Below are 18,328 nucleotides of genomic sequence, written 5' to 3' on the forward strand. Positions count from 1 at the left end.
AAGCTGCAGGCATTACCGCAGAGGATTCCGTTGCATTAGTTGCCGGGCGTGACGTTAATCTGACCACGGCAGAAAGCCGGGAATATCAGGAAACCTACGGTAAGCGCAAGAAAGAAATTAATGAATCCGTACGCCAGCAAGGCACGGAGATTCTGAGCGGTGATAAAACAACCATTATTGCAGGTCGGGATGTCACGGCTGAAGCAGCCAATGTCGTGGCAGGAAGTGATATTACACTGCATGCCGGACGTGATGTGACACTGACCACCGCAACAGAAAGCGATTACTCGTATAAGGAAGAGAAAAAGAGCAGCAGTGGCTTCCTTAGCAAAAAGACGACCCATACCATCAGTGAGGATAGCGCCACCCGGGAGAAAGGCACCCTGCTCTCCGGTGATAATGTGACTGTCACTGCGGGCAATGACCTGACGGTCAAGGGTTCTTCGGTTGTTGGGGATGCAGATGTCAGGTTGAATGCAGGTAATGATGTCAACATCATCGCAGCGACGGATACGGACACCTCCTGGCGCTTTAAGGAAACCAAAAAATCTGGCGTAATGGGGACCGGAGGTATTGGTATTACGATTGGTACCAGTAAAACCACCCACGACCGTAAAGAAGCCGGTACGACTCAAAGCCAGAGTGCTTCCACCATCGGTAGTACGGGAGGAAATGTCAGTATCGCGGCCGGTAATCAGGTGAGAGTCAGTGGTTCTGATGTGATTGCAAATCGTGATATCAGTATTACCGGTGACAGCGTAATGATTGACCCAGGTCACGATAAACGCACGGTAGATCAGAAGTTTGAGCAGAAATCTACTGGTATCACTGTCGCCCTTTCTGGTGCAGTAGGCGGTGCTATCAATAATGCAGTGAGTGCGGCGCAGTCAGCGAAGTCAGAAAGTGATGACCGTCTGGCGGCACTTCAGGGTGTTAAGGCCGCACTCTCCGGTGTGCAAGCTGCTCAGGGTGTAGAACTGGCACAGGCAAACGGTGACCCAAACAATGGTATTGGTGTCAGTATTTCGTTAAGTCACCAAAAATCGAAATCTGAACAACATCACCAAAGCGACAACGTCAGTGGCAGCACGATTAATGCGGGCAATAATCTGTCTATCACAGCAACAGGGAATAATAAAACCGCGTCTGGCTCAAATAGTGGCGATATCATCATTGCCGGAAGTCAGGTGAAAGCCGGTGGCGATACCAGCCTGAGTGCCAAAAATGACGTTCTCCTGACGGGTGCAGCAAATACCCAGAAAACCACTGGAAGCAACAGCAGTAGCGGCGGTAATGTTGGCATAAGTTTCGGTGGCGGTAGTAATGGCGCGGGTTTGAGTATTTTTGCCGGGGTGAATTCGTCAAAGGGCAAAGAGAAAGGTAACGGTACCGAGTGGACTGAAACTACGGTTGATAGTGGTAAATCGCTGACGATTACCAGTGGACGCGATACCACATTGAATGGTGCACTGGTCAGCGCCGATAAAGTGACCGTTGATGCGGGGCGTAATCTTACTATCAGTAGCCAGCAGGACAGTGAAGATTATGACAGCAAACAACATAGTGTGGCCGCGGGCGGTAGCTTTACGTTTGGTTCAATGACGGGCAGTGGATATCTGAATGCCAGTCAGAGCAAAATGACCAGTGATTATGACTCAGTGCAGGAACAAAGCGGTATTTATGCCGGTAAAGGTGGCTTTGATATCACCGTAGGCAATCATACCCAGCTTGATGGCGGTGTGATTTCTTCCACTGCGACAGAAGATAAAAATAATCTCAATACCGGTACGTTGGGCTGGACGGATATTCATAATGAAGCTGACTATAAGGTTCAGCATCAGGGTGTGGGTATCAGTGGTGGAGCGATGCCATCACAGGGCGGCGATTTCACCGGAAATATGGCTGGCGGTATGTTGACGGGCATGAATAAGTCCGGACATGCGGAAGGTACCACTCAGTCAGCCATTGCTAATGGCAATATTACCATTCGTGATGAAGCAAATCAGAAGCAGGATATTGCTGACCTGAGTCGTGATACTGAAAATGCTAACGGCAGCATTGGTAAAATCTTCGACAAGGAGAAAGAGCAAAAGCGTCTTGAGACGGTGCAAACTATCGGGGAAATCGGTCAGCAGGCGGCAGATATTGTGCGTACACAGGGCGAAATTGCAAAACAGAATGCAATGAAAGACCCGGAAGCACTGGCGGCAGCAAAAACACAGCTAGTTAACGAAGGCAACAGTAATCCGAGCGAAAAGGACATTGCTGAACAGGCTGGTCGAACGGCAATGCAGGATTATGGAACCGGTAGCAGCCTGCAACGGGGTATTAGCGGTGCTACAGCAGCCATACAGGCACTTGCCGGTGGTGGTAATATTGGTGCAATACTGTCTTCTGCGGCTGCGCCAGAGTTGGCGCATATGCTGAAACCGCTGGAAGGCGACAAAGCAGCCAGCGCTGTTGCTCACGCTATTTTAGGCGCGGTGAATGCAGAACTGAACGGTGGCAATGCTGCAGCCGGTGCTGCTGGCGCAGCGACTGGCGAACTCATCGGGAACCTGATAATAGAGCAGCTTTATCCTGGTATATCAAAAGATAAACTAAGCGAAGAGCAGAAGCAGACTGTTTCATTATTGAGTACGCTGGCTGCAGGATTGGCTGGTGGCGTTACGGGAGATAGCAGTTCGAGTGCTTTAGCTGGTGCGCAGGCTGGAAAGAATGCAGTGGAGAATAATGCGCTGTCACCTTCAAAAAATGAAGCGTTGATGAAAGCATTGGACGATCAGAAGGCGGGTAATAACTTGCTGGAAGCCTCACAAAATATCGTCAGACTCACCAATGAAGACCGGGCCAGTAATATTCTGCTGGGTAAATATCAGTCAGGCCAGCTTATGACTGATAGTGAAAAACAAGAACTGGCTGGTCAACTCAATCAATACGGTCTTGAATTACAAATCCTTTACGGTTATTCACCGGAAAAAGCGGCAGAAGCTGTACGGATGATAGCTAACAATCAAGCCTTTATGGCAACGGACGCTGAGGCAAAGGCTTATAACGAAGCAGTTAGTTACTTAAAAGGGTATAGCGTTCAGTCTGGTCAGGCGGCGATAGGAACTGAGGTGTTATTAGCTTTGCCGGGTGGTGTGGGAACAGCGGCTCGTGCAAGCCTGGCTGCTGGCGGCGCTTATCAGGCAGGAACGGGTATTGGTCAGGCGATTGATGGAAAGTATGGCGAGAGTGCACTCAATATTGGTCTGGGAACGGCGGCAATATTTGGTGGTTTGGCTAGCCAGAATATTATTAGTAAAGCTGAGAATGCCTTATCTAAGGGGCAAGTAACTTATGAGTTTGGTGCAAAGCCAAATGGTAATGAGCTAAGGGCTGGAAGCACCTTTAGTGAGTTGGGTTATGATGTTACGTATAAGGCGACAGCTTCCGATAAAGGTATTTCTGGCGTCCGCACGCCAGACTTATGGGTTAATGGTATTGGTAAAGTTGATGTCTATACACCTCAAACAGTAAGTTTGGGCAATATTGTCAAAGCAATAGAGAAGAAAGATAGTCAAACAACAGCAGTACTGACTCAAATTGATTTATCTCTACAAGATATGCAATCTATGTCATCTAGATTATGGGGAAAACCATCAGTTAAGAATATCAATACAGTATTTTTTCAAGATTCAAAAGGACAAATTTACCGTTTTGAACGACCAGCGTCAGGGGCGAAATAATGTCAAAGTTAGCATGTCAATGTGGATACGTAATGGTTGTACACACAATGGAAGAAGATTTTTTATATGATCTTATTCCTCAAAAAGATATGGCGGCTCTTTTTACTAAGTGGGATGAGATTGGAGGTAAATTTGATTCAGAGTCTTTTTTTAGTGAATATAATCAATTCAGAACCGATGTATATAAGTGTCCTGAGTGTGGTAGATTATTAGTTGAAGATCCTCTAGGAAGTAATCGGTTTAGTTATTATATAAAAGAAACTAAATAAAAATGTTAATTCCGGTCAGCTCAAACTGATCGGGATATATAAAAATTACTGTCGAACAAATTAAAAAATCCCTCTGAATAAAAATGTTGCTCACATACCTACTCTTTGACTGTCATTTACCACACACCACGCAAAATTTTATTTTGCATGATTTAATCTATATTTCAGGGTATTAGGTTTTAAATGTTTTTTTATTTTTAACTTTTTGTTGGATAAGGAATCCATTAAGAATCCAGCAGGAATCCATTAGAATTATGTTATTATAAATCAAATAGATAGGTGATATAGATTCTAATTGGAATCTACATGAAGAATCTGACTAGAATCTAGTTTTTGTTGTTATTTTAAACATTAGAATCCAATTGGATTCTAATGTTGCCGATTAATAATTGAATATATTTTATGCCAGAAATACCGGCCGTTGTCAGTGATAAGATACGGGGAAATACCTTCATGAATGTATTGCTAAGAAAAATGCTGAAAGTGTTAATATTAAAAATTCAGATCAGATAAATACGCTGACCTAGATTTTATTTATTGGTTCTCAATAGTGAAGAGCGAACTTATTATTGCCGCACTACTCAGCGTTTAACACCGTTTAATCTCATCGCTTGTTCTACCATTGCCTTCTTAACAAAACTGTCTAACACAGTTATCAACGCTTGTTGCTCAGAATCAGGCAATGAATCAGCCTTTTGCCATAATAAATGTAAGATGTGATTACGAACCTTCACGTCATCAGATATCGCTTTACGGCCAACCAATTCATCAATTGATACTTGAAGTACATCTGCAATCTTAATCACAGTATCAAGGTGAGGTGCAGTTGTCCCTTTTTCCCAGCGGTTATAAGCACGTGGATCTACATTTAGCAGCTCAGCTAGGCGAACTTGGCTCAAACTGCGGGCTTCACGCAGTAAACGAAGGCGTTCTGCAAATGCTGACATATCCATACCTTCACATAATAAAATGAAAGTATTCATTATACAGCCTCCTTTTTAACTGTTTGTTGCAAATCAAATATTATGTAGATAATATTATCTACATAAATGTCCATTGACAAGTTTTTAAAGGAATCCTTTTTATGCCCCGTATTCCCAAACATGAAATTGATGAGCTAAAGCGCGATGTATCGTTACTGATGCTGGCCGAATCTCAGGGGCATAAGCTGAAGAGGAAGGGCAAAGATTATGTGATGCTGTGTCCGTTCCATGCGGAGAAAACCCCGTCCATGGTGATTAGCCCGACCAAAAACCTGTATCACTGTTTTGGCTGCGGTGCAGCGGGATCGGTGATTGACTGGCAGATGAAAACGTTGAATCAGAGCCTGCAAGAGGCGGTGGGGATATTAAGAGGCTTGCCTTCCACCTCTTCTTTAGCCGTCTCTGCGGGGCTACAATCGGCACCACGGGCCAGACTGACTGACCTTGATGATGATGGTCAGGCGCTGCTCAATCAGGTTATCGACTTTTACCATCAGAATCTGCTGAACAGCCCGGAGGCGCAGGAATGGCTGGTTCGCCGTGGTCTGACTCACCCGGAACTGGTGAGTCACTTTAAACTGGGGTTTGCCGGGCTGCATGGTGTGTCCGGTGAGGCCGGGATATTACCGTCAGCGTACAGTAAAGAGGGCAAGCGGTTGCGTGGCAAGCTGGCCGGGCTGGGTGTGTTGCGTTCAACCACCAATCAGGACCACTTCCGTGGCTGTGTGGTGATGCCGGTTATTGGCTGGTCTGAATCAGCTCATGTGGCACACCGTGGGCGGGTGTTACAGTTGTATGGTCGTCGCACCCAGCCGGACTACAAAATCATCAAGGGCAACCCGAAACACCTGTACCTGCCGTCACCGTTAGGTGGCGTGTGGAATGAAGACGTCATGAAAGCCTCGACTGACATCATCCTGTGTGAGGCATTAATCGATGCGATGACGTTCTGGTGTGCGGGGTTCCGCAATGTGATAGCGGCTTACGGGTGCAATGGTTTTAACAAAGATCATCTTGATGCGTTGCAGTATCACGGCGTAAAGCGGGTCATGATCGCCTACGACAGGGACGAAGCTGGCGATCGGGGGGCGGAAACTGTTGCCGGTGAGTTGTTGGAACTCGGTATCGAGGCATGGCGGGTACGGTTCCCGCAAGGGATGGATGCCAACGAGTATGCGCTGAAAAGCGGTCACCCTGAATCGGCGTTAGGTCTGGCGCTGCAACAGGCGCAGTGGATGGGAAAGGGTGCCGGGCCGGGGGTGGTTTTCAGTCATGAAACTGCATCATCAGGCGGGGATACACCTTCTTTTTTAGCCGCCCCGGTGCCGGTGGTTGATGTGGTGCCGTGCGAACAGACCGGCACGGGTGAACTGCTGTTACGCTGTGGCCCTCGCGTGTGGCGGGTGCGTGGCTGGCAGAAAAACACCGTCAGTGAAGTGATGAAAGTCAGCGTACAGGTGAGGGATGAAACCACCGGGCTGTTTCATGTGGACAGTCTGGATATGTACAGTTCGCGCCACCGCCAAGGATATATTAGCACAGCAGCCGGTGAGCTTGAGTGTGAGTCTGCGGTGATGAAACGGGAATGTGGTCGGGTGCTGCTGATGCTGGAGCAGAAGCAGGATGAACAGCTTCAGGCTTCAAAGAGTGAACCTCCTTCAGTGGTGGTCAGCGGTGAAGATGAGCTGGCAGCCCTTGAGTTACTCACATCCCCTGAGCTGAGTGAACGGGTGGTGAATGACCTGGCATCCTGTGGCGTGGTGGGTGAATCGACCAACCTGTTAACCGGCTATCTGGCAGCGGTGAGTCGCAAGCTGGATAAGCCGCTGGCGGTGCTGATACAAAGCAGTTCGGCAGCCGGTAAAAGCAGCCTGATGGATGCGGTGCTGGGTCTGATGCCGGAAGAAGAACGAATACAATACTCGGCCATGACCGGTCAGAGCCTCTACTATCTGGGCGAAACCTCACTGCAACATAAGATACTGGCCATAGCGGAAGAAGAAGGGGTACGACAGGCAGCCTATGCGTTAAAGCTGTTACAAAGCGACGGGGAGCTGAAAATAGCGTCAACCGGCAAGAACGAACAAAGTGGCGAACTGGTGACGCGGGAATACCGGGTACAGGGTCCGGTGATGCTGATGTTAACCACCACAGCCATCGACGTGGATGAAGAACTGCTAAACCGCTGCTTAGTGTTAACGGTGAATGAATCACGGGAACAGACGCAGGCCATCCATGCGCTTCAGCGGCATAACCAGACACTGGAAGGTCTGTTGGCCGAGAGTGAAAAAGGTTACTTAACCAGACTGCACCAGAATGCGCAACGGTTACTGCGGCCGCTGAAGGTGGTCAATCCGTTCGCCCATCAACTGACATTCTTATCAGATAAAACCCGAACCCGGCGCGACCATATGAAGTATCTGACGTTAATCCAGTCGATAACGCTGTTGCACCAGTATCAGCGAGAGGTGAAACGGGCAGAACATCGTGGAAAGGTTATTGAGTATATCGAGGTGCAGAAAAGTGATATCGCACTGGCTAATAAGCTGGCTCATGAAGTGTTAGGGCGAACGCTGGACGAGATGCCACCGCAGACGAGAAAACTGTTGGTACTGGTTCAGTCGATGGTGAAAGCGATGGCACAGCAGAAGAACTGTCAGCACGGAGAGGTGCGCTTCACCCGTAGGGATATCCGGGCCGCCACCAACTGGAGCGATAACCAACTGAAGGTGCATTGTATGCGACTGGTTGAAATGGAATACCTGCTGCTGCATGGCGGCAGTCGTGGGCATCTGTTGCAATACGAACTGCTGTGGGACGGTGGCGGCGAGGGTGCGGCGCATCTGTGCGGACTGCTTGAAGTGGAAAACAGCGCGAGCGAAGAGCGCAAGTTGGACTGTGAAAAGAGTAAGTTGGTGCCAAGTTGCCCCCGAGTTGGTATCAAGTTGGATGAGAAAAATGCTGCGCCAACTCAGATAGCACAAGGTCTGACGGGTTCGCAAGTTGGTGCTGATGCGAACGCAGTAATAAAGGGAAAAAAGAAACCGGTTACCACCGTCACCCGCAAGGATAAGCAAGCACTGGCGGTGACTCATGGCTAACCGTCAACCCCGTAAAGATGCGCTGTTGACGGTGGATGAGGTCTATCGTAAACCTATCGGCCCGGCGAGTGACCCGAAGAGCCTGTATGCATTACTGTTGCGGTTCGTGGCATGGCGCAGGGAGCGCAACTGGTCAGAGACGACGCTGAAGACGCAGACACATCACAGTTACCGTTTTATCCAGTGGTCAGCAGAGCGTGGGCTGCATTATGCCGGTGAAATCACCCGCCCTGTCCTTGAGCGTTACCAGCGTCATCTGCACCAGTATCGTAAAAAGAATGGTGAGCCGTTAAGCCCCCGAACCCAGCGTACCACGCTGCAACCGTTACAGGTGTGGTTCCGTTGGATGACGCAGCAGGGACTGATACTGGCGAATCCGGCGGCAGACCTTGAGTTGCCGAGGCTGGAGAAACGGCTGCCGCGTCATATCCTGAGCGTGGAGGAGGTGGAGCAGGTGCTGAGTCTGGCGGACTTAACGACCGCACAGGGTATCCGTGACCGGGCATTAATGGAGTTACTGTGGTCAACGGGAATACGTAGAGCCGAAGCGGCTAACCTTGCGGTGTACAGCGTGGACGGCAGTCGAAAAACGCTGACGGTGGTACAGGGTAAGGGAAAGAAAGACCGGGTCATCCCGATAGGGGACAGGGCGCTGTGGTGGGTACAGCATTATCTTCATCAGGTAAGACCCGCCTTAATCGTTAACCCCGACCTTAAGGTGTTGTTCGTGGCGATGGACGGCGTGAAGGGGTTACAACCGAACGGCATTACCCATGCGGTGGGCCATTACATCAAAACGTCAGGTCTTGCGACGTGGGGAAGTTGCCATCTGTTCCGTCATGCGATGGCGACCCAGATGTTAGAAAATGGCGCAGATATCCGCTGGATACAGGCGATGCTGGGCCATGCGAGTCTGGAGAGTACGCAAATCTATACACAGGTGAGTATCCGTGCATTACAGGCGGTGCATACGGCCACCCACCCGGCGGTACTGAAGGACAGTAACCCGGCGTCAGTAGAGTAAACGGTGGCATAGTCCGCTGAGTCACGAGCCGGTACGGTGATATCCCGCAAAATCCCGTCGGTTCCCGCCTCATTCCGCATTAATCTCTTTCGTTAAGTAAACCCCTGGCTTTAATGAACAGGCGCTTATAACGCGTCTGAGGTCGTCTGACGGGCCTCGCCAGCCCGTGCCCGCCAACCGGCGCCAGTCTCACAGGACGCTCTCGCACATCCATGTGCTTCGCGTCACTGGCACATCCTGTGCGTCGCAAGCTGTGAAACCGTCCCCGGTTCTGGTCAAACCCCGAAAGGGTAAAACAGGTAATGGCAGCGGTTAATACTGCTGGTATGATGTGGGTGTTGTCTGCTCTTTAACAGTCTTGGGGAAAGTGGCTAACGGGGTGCCAAAGTGCGCGTCGGGGCTTCGTCGTCCGGACATCAAAATGCACTGGTAAAAATGGCTTGCAACATACTGATAGCACTGGTAAAAATGGTGTTCGACACACAACTTCATGTCGGATGAAGTTGTTGTGGAGAATAATGCGCTGTCACCTTCAAAAAATGAAGCGTTGATGAAAGCATTGGACGATCAGAAGGCGGGTAATAACTTGCTGGAAGCCTCACAAAATATCGTCAGACTCACCAATGAAGACCGGGCCAGTAATATTCTGCTGGGTAAATATCAGTCAGGCCAGCTTATGACTGATAGTGAAAAACAAGAACTGGCTGGTCAACTCAATCAATACGGTCTTGAATTACAAATCCTTTACGGTTATTCACCGGAAAAAGCGGCAGAAGCTGTACGGATGATAGCTAACAATCAAGCCTTTATGGCAACGGACGCTGAGGCAAAGGCTTATAACGAAGCAGTTAGTTACTTAAAAGGGTATAGCGTTCAGTCTGGTCAGGCGGCGATAGGAACTGAGGTGTTATTAGCTTTGCCGGGTGGTGTGGGAACAGCGGCTCGTGCAAGCCTGGCTGCTGGCGGCGCTTATCAGGCAGGAACGGGTATTGGTCAGGCGATTGATGGAAAGTATGGCGAGAGTGCACTCAATATTGGTCTGGGAACGGCGGCAATATTTGGTGGTTTGGCTAGCCAGAATATTATTAGTAAAGCTGAGAATGCCTTATCTAAGGGGCAAGTAACTTATGAGTTTGGTGCAAAGCCAAATGGTAATGAGCTAAGGGCTGGAAGCACCTTTAGTGAGTTGGGTTATGATGTTACGTATAAGGCGACAGCTTCCGATAAAGGTATTTCTGGCGTCCGCACGCCAGACTTATGGGTTAATGGTATTGGTAAAGTTGATGTCTATACACCTCAAACAGTAAGTTTGGGCAATATTGTCAAAGCAATAGAGAAGAAAGATAGTCAAACAACAGCAGTACTGACTCAAATTGATTTATCTCTACAAGATATGCAATCTATGTCATCTAGATTATGGGGAAAACCATCAGTTAAGAATATCAATACAGTATTTTTTCAAGATTCAAAAGGACAAATTTACCGTTTTGAACGACCAGCGTCAGGGGCGAAATAATGTCAAAGTTAGCATGTCAATGTGGATACGTAATGGTTGTACACACAATGGAAGAAGATTTTTTATATGATCTTATTCCTCAAAAAGATATGGCGGCTCTTTTTACTAAGTGGGATGAGATTGGAGGTAAATTTGATTCAGAGTCTTTTTTTAGTGAATATAATCAATTCAGAACCGATGTATATAAGTGTCCTGAGTGTGGTAGATTATTAGTTGAAGATCCTCTAGGAAGTAATCGGTTTAGTTATTATATAAAAGAAACTAAATAAAAATGTTAATTCCGGTCAGCTCAAACTGATCGGGATATATAAAAATTACTGTCGAACAAATTAAAAAATCCCTCTGAATAAAAATGTTGCTCACATACCTACTCTTTGACTGTCATTTACCACACACCACGCAAAATTTTATTTTGCATGATTTAATCTATATTTCAGGGTATTAGGTTTTAAATGTTTTTTTATTTTTAACTTTTTGTTGGATAAGGAATCCATTAAGAATCCAGCAGGAATCCATTAGAATTATGTTATTATAAATCAAATAGATAGGTGATATAGATTCTAATTGGAATCTACATGAAGAATCTGACTAGAATCTAGTTTTTGTTGTTATTTTAAACATTAGAATCCAATTGGATTCTAATGTTGCCGATTAATAATTGAATATATTTTATGCCAGAAATACCGGCCGTTGTCAGTGATAAGATACGGGGAAATACCTTCATGAATGTATTGCTAAGAAAAATGCTGAAAGTGTTAATATTAAAAATTCAGATCAGATAAATACGCTGACCTAGATTTTATTTATTGGTTCTCAATAGTGAAGAGCGAACTTATTATTGCCGCACTACTCAGCGTTTAACACCGTTTAATCTCATCGCTTGTTCTACCATTGCCTTCTTAACAAAACTGTCTAACACAGTTATCAACGCTTGTTGCTCAGAATCAGGCAATGAATCAGCCTTTTGCCATAATAAATGTAAGATGTGATTACGAACCTTCACGTCATCAGATATCGCTTTACGGCCAACCAATTCATCAATTGATACTTGAAGTACATCTGCAATCTTAATCACAGTATCAAGGTGAGGTGCAGTTGTCCCTTTTTCCCAGCGGTTATAAGCACGTGGATCTACATTTAGCAGCTCAGCTAGGCGAACTTGGCTCAAACTGCGGGCTTCACGCAGTAAACGAAGGCGTTCTGCAAATGCTGACATATCCATACCTTCACATAATAAAATGAAAGTATTCATTATACAGCCTCCTTTTTAACTGTTTGTTGCAAATCAAATATTATGTAGATAATATTATCTACATAAATGTCCATTGACAAGTTTTTAAAGGAATCCTTTTTATGCCCCGTATTCCCAAACATGAAATTGATGAGCTAAAGCGCGATGTATCGTTACTGATGCTGGCCGAATCTCAGGGGCATAAGCTGAAGAGGAAGGGCAAAGATTATGTGATGCTGTGTCCGTTCCATGCGGAGAAAACCCCGTCCATGGTGATTAGCCCGACCAAAAACCTGTATCACTGTTTTGGCTGCGGTGCAGCGGGATCGGTGATTGACTGGCAGATGAAAACGTTGAATCAGAGCCTGCAAGAGGCGGTGGGGATATTAAGAGGCTTGCCTTCCACCTCTTCTTTAGCCGTCTCTGCGGGGCTACAATCGGCACCACGGGCCAGACTGACTGACCTTGATGATGATGGTCAGGCGCTGCTCAATCAGGTTATCGACTTTTACCATCAGAATCTGCTGAACAGCCCGGAGGCGCAGGAATGGCTGGTTCGCCGTGGTCTGACTCACCCGGAACTGGTGAGTCACTTTAAACTGGGGTTTGCCGGGCTGCATGGTGTGTCCGGTGAGGCCGGGATATTACCGTCAGCGTACAGTAAAGAGGGCAAGCGGTTGCGTGGCAAGCTGGCCGGGCTGGGTGTGTTGCGTTCAACCACCAATCAGGACCACTTCCGTGGCTGTGTGGTGATGCCGGTTATTGGCTGGTCTGAATCAGCTCATGTGGCACACCGTGGGCGGGTGTTACAGTTGTATGGTCGTCGCACCCAGCCGGACTACAAAATCATCAAGGGCAACCCGAAACACCTGTACCTGCCGTCACCGTTAGGTGGCGTGTGGAATGAAGACGTCATGAAAGCCTCGACTGACATCATCCTGTGTGAGGCATTAATCGATGCGATGACGTTCTGGTGTGCGGGGTTCCGCAATGTGATAGCGGCTTACGGGTGCAATGGTTTTAACAAAGATCATCTTGATGCGTTGCAGTATCACGGCGTAAAGCGGGTCATGATCGCCTACGACAGGGACGAAGCTGGCGATCGGGGGGCGGAAACTGTTGCCGGTGAGTTGTTGGAACTCGGTATCGAGGCATGGCGGGTACGGTTCCCGCAAGGGATGGATGCCAACGAGTATGCGCTGAAAAGCGGTCACCCTGAATCGGCGTTAGGTCTGGCGCTGCAACAGGCGCAGTGGATGGGAAAGGGTGCCGGGCCGGGGGTGGTTTTCAGTCATGAAACTGCATCATCAGGCGGGGATACACCTTCTTTTTTAGCCGCCCCGGTGCCGGTGGTTGATGTGGTGCCGTGCGAACAGACCGGCACGGGTGAACTGCTGTTACGCTGTGGCCCTCGCGTGTGGCGGGTGCGTGGCTGGCAGAAAAACACCGTCAGTGAAGTGATGAAAGTCAGCGTACAGGTGAGGGATGAAACCACCGGGCTGTTTCATGTGGACAGTCTGGATATGTACAGTTCGCGCCACCGCCAAGGATATATTAGCACAGCAGCCGGTGAGCTTGAGTGTGAGTCTGCGGTGATGAAACGGGAATGTGGTCGGGTGCTGCTGATGCTGGAGCAGAAGCAGGATGAACAGCTTCAGGCTTCAAAGAGTGAACCTCCTTCAGTGGTGGTCAGCGGTGAAGATGAGCTGGCAGCCCTTGAGTTACTCACATCCCCTGAGCTGAGTGAACGGGTGGTGAATGACCTGGCATCCTGTGGCGTGGTGGGTGAATCGACCAACCTGTTAACCGGCTATCTGGCAGCGGTGAGTCGCAAGCTGGATAAGCCGCTGGCGGTGCTGATACAAAGCAGTTCGGCAGCCGGTAAAAGCAGCCTGATGGATGCGGTGCTGGGTCTGATGCCGGAAGAAGAACGAATACAATACTCGGCCATGACCGGTCAGAGCCTCTACTATCTGGGCGAAACCTCACTGCAACATAAGATACTGGCCATAGCGGAAGAAGAAGGGGTACGACAGGCAGCCTATGCGTTAAAGCTGTTACAAAGCGACGGGGAGCTGAAAATAGCGTCAACCGGCAAGAACGAACAAAGTGGCGAACTGGTGACGCGGGAATACCGGGTACAGGGTCCGGTGATGCTGATGTTAACCACCACAGCCATCGACGTGGATGAAGAACTGCTAAACCGCTGCTTAGTGTTAACGGTGAATGAATCACGGGAACAGACGCAGGCCATCCATGCGCTTCAGCGGCATAACCAGACACTGGAAGGTCTGTTGGCCGAGAGTGAAAAAGGTTACTTAACCAGACTGCACCAGAATGCGCAACGGTTACTGCGGCCGCTGAAGGTGGTCAATCCGTTCGCCCATCAACTGACATTCTTATCAGATAAAACCCGAACCCGGCGCGACCATATGAAGTATCTGACGTTAATCCAGTCGATAACGCTGTTGCACCAGTATCAGCGAGAGGTGAAACGGGCAGAACATCGTGGAAAGGTTATTGAGTATATCGAGGTGCAGAAAAGTGATATCGCACTGGCTAATAAGCTGGCTCATGAAGTGTTAGGGCGAACGCTGGACGAGATGCCACCGCAGACGAGAAAACTGTTGGTACTGGTTCAGTCGATGGTGAAAGCGATGGCACAGCAGAAGAACTGTCAGCACGGAGAGGTGCGCTTCACCCGTAGGGATATCCGGGCCGCCACCAACTGGAGCGATAACCAACTGAAGGTGCATTGTATGCGACTGGTTGAAATGGAATACCTGCTGCTGCATGGCGGCAGTCGTGGGCATCTGTTGCAATACGAACTGCTGTGGGACGGTGGCGGCGAGGGTGCGGCGCATCTGTGCGGACTGCTTGAAGTGGAAAACAGCGCGAGCGAAGAGCGCAAGTTGGACTGTGAAAAGAGTAAGTTGGTGCCAAGTTGCCCCCGAGTTGGTATCAAGTTGGATGAGAAAAATGCTGCGCCAACTCAGATAGCACAAGGTCTGACGGGTTCGCAAGTTGGTGCTGATGCGAACGCAGTAATAAAGGGAAAAAAGAAACCGGTTACCACCGTCACCCGCAAGGATAAGCAAGCACTGGCGGTGACTCATGGCTAACCGTCAACCCCGTAAAGATGCGCTGTTGACGGTGGATGAGGTCTATCGTAAACCTATCGGCCCGGCGAGTGACCCGAAGAGCCTGTATGCATTACTGTTGCGGTTCGTGGCATGGCGCAGGGAGCGCAACTGGTCAGAGACGACGCTGAAGACGCAGACACATCACAGTTACCGTTTTATCCAGTGGTCAGCAGAGCGTGGGCTGCATTATGCCGGTGAAATCACCCGCCCTGTCCTTGAGCGTTACCAGCGTCATCTGCACCAGTATCGTAAAAAGAATGGTGAGCCGTTAAGCCCCCGAACCCAGCGTACCACGCTGCAACCGTTACAGGTGTGGTTCCGTTGGATGACGCAGCAGGGACTGATACTGGCGAATCCGGCGGCAGACCTTGAGTTGCCGAGGCTGGAGAAACGGCTGCCGCGTCATATCCTGAGCGTGGAGGAGGTGGAGCAGGTGCTGAGTCTGGCGGACTTAACGACCGCACAGGGTATCCGTGACCGGGCATTAATGGAGTTACTGTGGTCAACGGGAATACGTAGAGCCGAAGCGGCTAACCTTGCGGTGTACAGCGTGGACGGCAGTCGAAAAACGCTGACGGTGGTACAGGGTAAGGGAAAGAAAGACCGGGTCATCCCGATAGGGGACAGGGCGCTGTGGTGGGTACAGCATTATCTTCATCAGGTAAGACCCGCCTTAATCGTTAACCCCGACCTTAAGGTGTTGTTCGTGGCGATGGACGGCGTGAAGGGGTTACAACCGAACGGCATTACCCATGCGGTGGGCCATTACATCAAAACGTCAGGTCTTGCGACGTGGGGAAGTTGCCATCTGTTCCGTCATGCGATGGCGACCCAGATGTTAGAAAATGGCGCAGATATCCGCTGGATACAGGCGATGCTGGGCCATGCGAGTCTGGAGAGTACGCAAATCTATACACAGGTGAGTATCCGTGCATTACAGGCGGTGCATACGGCCACCCACCCGGCGGTACTGAAGGACAGTAACCCGGCGTCAGTAGAGTAAACGGTGGCATAGTCCGCTGAGTCACGAGCCGGTACGGTGATATCCCGCAAAATCCCGTCGGTTCCCGCCTCATTCCGCATTAATCTCTTTCGTTAAGTAAACCCCTGGCTTTAATGAACAGGCGCTTATAACGCGTCTGAGGTCGTCTGACGGGCCTCGCCAGCCCGTGCCCGCCAACCGGCGCCAGTCTCACAGGACGCTCTCGCACATCCATGTGCTTCGCGTCACTGGCACATCCTGTGCGTCGCAAGCTGTGAAACCGTCCCCGGTTCTGGTCAAACCCCGAAAGGGTAAAACAGGTAATGGCAGCGGTTAATACTGCTGGTATGATGTGGGTGTTGTCTGCTCTTTAACAGTCTTGGGGAAAGTGGCTAACGGGGTGCCAAAGTGCGCGTCGGGGCTTCGTCGTCCGGACATCAAAATGCACTGGTAAAAATGGCTTGCAACATACTGATAGCACTGGTAAAAATGGTGTTCGACACACAACTTCATGTCGGATGAAGTTGTTGTGGAGAATAACTATCTAAGTTCTGATGAAAGTCTGGCGTTTGATAAAGAAATGCAGACATGCCGGGCGACAGGCGGAGACTGTCAGGCCGTTATAGCGAAATATCAGAAAATCAGCGATGAACGCAGTGCTGAGCTGGATTCGAAATGTGCCACTGACCCGTTGATATGTCTGGGTTGGGATAAAGAACTGGCTTATGGTGGCATACAAGCCACTGAACGACCGGAATGGATGGGGGATATCCTTGGTCTTGAGGTGATGCGAGACGATCAGGCTAAAGCTTATGTTCAATACTGGAACTCACAGGATCTGGCGAAGATAGATACCAATAGTGCTGACTGGGCGAAGTTTGCGACGTTTATTGCAGACCCGGAGAGTCAGGCTATGTTGCTCTCTGGTGGGTTGTTGGCGAAGGATTTGGTAAAAGCGGCAATCTCGTTTGCCGGTAGAAATACGGCGGCGGCTACCGTGAGCGCGTCAGAGCTTGGACTGAAGTGGGGGCAGGGCAATTTGAAGCAGGGAATGCCGTGGGAGGATTATGTAGGTGCTAGTCTTCCTGCCGATGCCAGATTGCCTCAAAACTTTAAGACGTTTGATTACTACGATGGCGCAACCAAAACAGCAGTAAGCGCCAAATCAATGGATACACAGACGATGGCGAAACTGGCTAACCCTAATCAGGTCTACAGCTCGATCAAAGGAAATATTGATGCCGCTGCGAAGTTTGAGAAAGCATCACTTTCTGGTGACACGCTCACATCATCAATGATTGTTAATAGAGAAATTCAATTGGCTATACCAGCTAATACAACCAAAAAACAATGGACAGAAATTAATCGAGCCATTGAGTACGGTAAGAGTCAGGGTGTAGTCGTTAAAGTAACGCAGGTGAAATAATGAAATTTAATAAAGATCAGGATTATTGGGTAAATGTTTTTGTTACACAAGAATTTATAAGTATAGAAACATACTCGGGACTTGGGCGAGTCCGTAGAGATTCTCTATTTTTACCTCATTTATTACAATCTGATGCCAGTGAGAATGATATTGGTGAAACAATATTACAAGCATTGTCTGATAGTCGAACATTGACAGTTAAAGAATGTGAGACCTTCTTTGATCGCGAAAAAGGTAAAGAGCAATATGCTGCTTGGATAGTTATGTTAATGGAAAAATACGGTTATAAATCTAAGCGTGCATTATTTAAAGATATGAAAAATTGCAGTATCCATCTGGTAAATAATGTAATCAAGATATCCCCAACCCGCCATGAAAAACTGGAAGCCTGGGGAAGAACTAAAGGTGATGGTATTGAAGATGTTATTCTTTCTGTAGACAATTCACCGGCTGAAATCGGTGCTGGTCTTCGCCTGGCATTGAGTCGCTGCAAATAAATAATATCAAGTTAAATTATTATTGAAATCCTGACCTGCTTGAACGGGTCGGGATTAGATAAAAATTCCTGTCGCACAAATTTAAAAATTCCACCCGATAAAAACGTTGCCAGTATACTCACTCTTTGACCTTCATTTACCACACCCCACGCAAAATTGCATTTTGCATGATTTAATCTATATTTCAGTGTATTAGATTTTAAATGTTTTTTTATTTTTAACTTTTTTTGGATGAGTAATCCTTGCAGAATCCGCAAGGATTCCATTAAGAATCTAGCAGGAATCCATTAGGATTCTGTTATTATAAATCAAATGGATAGATGCTATAGATTCTAATTGGAATCTACATGAAGAATCTCACTAGGATCTAGTTTTTGTTGTTATTTTAAACATTAGAATCCAATTGGATTCTAATGTTACCGATT

Annotated in this window: 12 protein-coding genes; 10 read left to right on the forward strand and 2 right to left on the reverse strand. The window is 48.3% G+C overall.

Annotated features, from left to right (window positions below; translation table 11 throughout):
- Window positions 1-3,731 (forward strand): hemagglutinin repeat-containing protein (locus tag LPW36_RS06115; protein WP_230608638.1); only part of this gene is annotated, 3,731 nt, incomplete at its 5' end.
- Window positions 3,731-4,000: a hypothetical protein gene (locus LPW36_RS06120; protein WP_230608639.1), complete on the forward strand. Its 270-nt coding sequence runs from the start codon at window positions 3,731-3,733 to the stop codon at window positions 3,998-4,000. The genes LPW36_RS06115 and LPW36_RS06120, both read left to right, overlap by 1 nt.
- A gap of 581 nt (window positions 4,001-4,581) precedes the next feature.
- Here the strand turns inward: LPW36_RS06120 and LPW36_RS06125 are convergent.
- Window positions 4,582-4,983 (reverse strand): helix-turn-helix domain-containing protein, encoded by a 402-nt coding sequence (locus LPW36_RS06125; RefSeq protein ID WP_230608640.1) that lies wholly within the window; start codon window positions 4,981-4,983, stop codon window positions 4,582-4,584.
- 101 nt (window positions 4,984-5,084) lie between these two features.
- Between LPW36_RS06125 and LPW36_RS06130 the strand changes: the two genes are divergently transcribed.
- From LPW36_RS06130 to LPW36_RS06145, 4 genes are all read left to right on the forward strand, one after another.
- On the forward strand, window positions 5,085-8,084 hold the full coding sequence (locus LPW36_RS06130; RefSeq protein ID WP_230608641.1) for a CHC2 zinc finger domain-containing protein: 3,000 nt from the start codon (window positions 5,085-5,087) through the stop codon (window positions 8,082-8,084).
- Window positions 8,077-9,108 (forward strand): site-specific tyrosine recombinase XerC, encoded by a 1,032-nt coding sequence (gene xerC / locus LPW36_RS06135; protein ID WP_230608642.1) that lies wholly within the window; start codon window positions 8,077-8,079, stop codon window positions 9,106-9,108. The genes LPW36_RS06130 and xerC (LPW36_RS06135) overlap by 8 nt, the downstream gene beginning before the upstream one ends.
- A gap of 490 nt (window positions 9,109-9,598) precedes the next feature.
- Window positions 9,599-10,624, forward strand: coding sequence for a CdiA C-terminal domain-containing protein (locus LPW36_RS06140; protein ID WP_230608643.1), 1,026 nt, complete (start codon window positions 9,599-9,601; stop codon window positions 10,622-10,624).
- Window positions 10,624-10,893: a hypothetical protein gene (locus tag LPW36_RS06145; protein WP_230608639.1), complete on the forward strand. Its 270-nt coding sequence runs from the start codon at window positions 10,624-10,626 to the stop codon at window positions 10,891-10,893. The genes LPW36_RS06140 and LPW36_RS06145 overlap by 1 nt, the downstream gene beginning before the upstream one ends.
- Before the next feature lie 581 nt (window positions 10,894-11,474).
- Here the strand turns inward: LPW36_RS06145 and LPW36_RS06150 are convergent.
- Window positions 11,475-11,876, reverse strand: coding sequence for a helix-turn-helix domain-containing protein (locus tag LPW36_RS06150; protein WP_230608640.1), 402 nt, complete (start codon window positions 11,874-11,876; stop codon window positions 11,475-11,477).
- Between the two features lie 101 nt (window positions 11,877-11,977).
- Here LPW36_RS06150 and LPW36_RS06155 point away from each other — a divergent pair, with 101 nt between their 5' ends.
- From LPW36_RS06155 to LPW36_RS06170, 4 genes are all read left to right on the forward strand, one after another.
- On the forward strand, window positions 11,978-14,977 hold the full coding sequence (locus tag LPW36_RS06155) for a CHC2 zinc finger domain-containing protein (protein ID WP_230608641.1): 3,000 nt from the start codon (window positions 11,978-11,980) through the stop codon (window positions 14,975-14,977).
- Window positions 14,970-16,001, forward strand: a complete 1,032-nt coding sequence (gene xerC / locus LPW36_RS06160; RefSeq protein ID WP_230608642.1) for a site-specific tyrosine recombinase XerC — start codon at window positions 14,970-14,972, stop codon at window positions 15,999-16,001. Before LPW36_RS06155 ends, xerC (LPW36_RS06160) begins: the two co-directional genes overlap by 8 nt.
- A gap of 490 nt (window positions 16,002-16,491) precedes the next feature.
- Entirely contained in the window at window positions 16,492-17,406 is a 915-nt protein-coding gene (locus LPW36_RS06165) for an endonuclease toxin domain-containing protein (protein ID WP_230608644.1), read from the forward strand.
- A complete protein-coding gene (locus tag LPW36_RS06170) occupies window positions 17,406-17,903 on the forward strand; it encodes a contact-dependent growth inhibition system immunity protein (protein WP_230608645.1) in 498 nt (165 codons plus the stop codon). The genes LPW36_RS06165 and LPW36_RS06170 overlap by 1 nt, the downstream gene beginning before the upstream one ends.
- Window positions 17,904-18,328 lie beyond the last annotated feature (425 nt).

This window comes from Limnobaculum eriocheiris (genome assembly GCF_021010575.1).
Classification (GTDB): domain Bacteria; phylum Pseudomonadota; class Gammaproteobacteria; order Enterobacterales; family Enterobacteriaceae; genus Limnobaculum; species Limnobaculum eriocheiris.

Coding starts and splice junctions, on each gene's coding strand:
- LPW36_RS06120 (WP_230608639.1), top strand. CDS start 3,731: ATGTCAAAGTTAGCATGTCAATGTGGATACGTAATGGTTGTACACACA.
- LPW36_RS06125 (WP_230608640.1), bottom strand. CDS start 4,983: ATGAATACTTTCATTTTATTATGTGAAGGTATGGATATGTCAGCATTT.
- LPW36_RS06130 (WP_230608641.1), top strand. CDS start 5,085: ATGCCCCGTATTCCCAAACATGAAATTGATGAGCTAAAGCGCGATGTA.
- xerC (WP_230608642.1), top strand. CDS start 8,077: ATGGCTAACCGTCAACCCCGTAAAGATGCGCTGTTGACGGTGGATGAG.
- LPW36_RS06140 (WP_230608643.1), top strand. CDS start 9,599: ATGTCGGATGAAGTTGTTGTGGAGAATAATGCGCTGTCACCTTCAAAA.
- LPW36_RS06145 (WP_230608639.1), top strand. CDS start 10,624: ATGTCAAAGTTAGCATGTCAATGTGGATACGTAATGGTTGTACACACA.
- LPW36_RS06150 (WP_230608640.1), bottom strand. CDS start 11,876: ATGAATACTTTCATTTTATTATGTGAAGGTATGGATATGTCAGCATTT.
- LPW36_RS06155 (WP_230608641.1), top strand. CDS start 11,978: ATGCCCCGTATTCCCAAACATGAAATTGATGAGCTAAAGCGCGATGTA.
- xerC (WP_230608642.1), top strand. CDS start 14,970: ATGGCTAACCGTCAACCCCGTAAAGATGCGCTGTTGACGGTGGATGAG.
- LPW36_RS06165 (WP_230608644.1), top strand. CDS start 16,492: ATGTCGGATGAAGTTGTTGTGGAGAATAACTATCTAAGTTCTGATGAA.
- LPW36_RS06170 (WP_230608645.1), top strand. CDS start 17,406: ATGAAATTTAATAAAGATCAGGATTATTGGGTAAATGTTTTTGTTACA.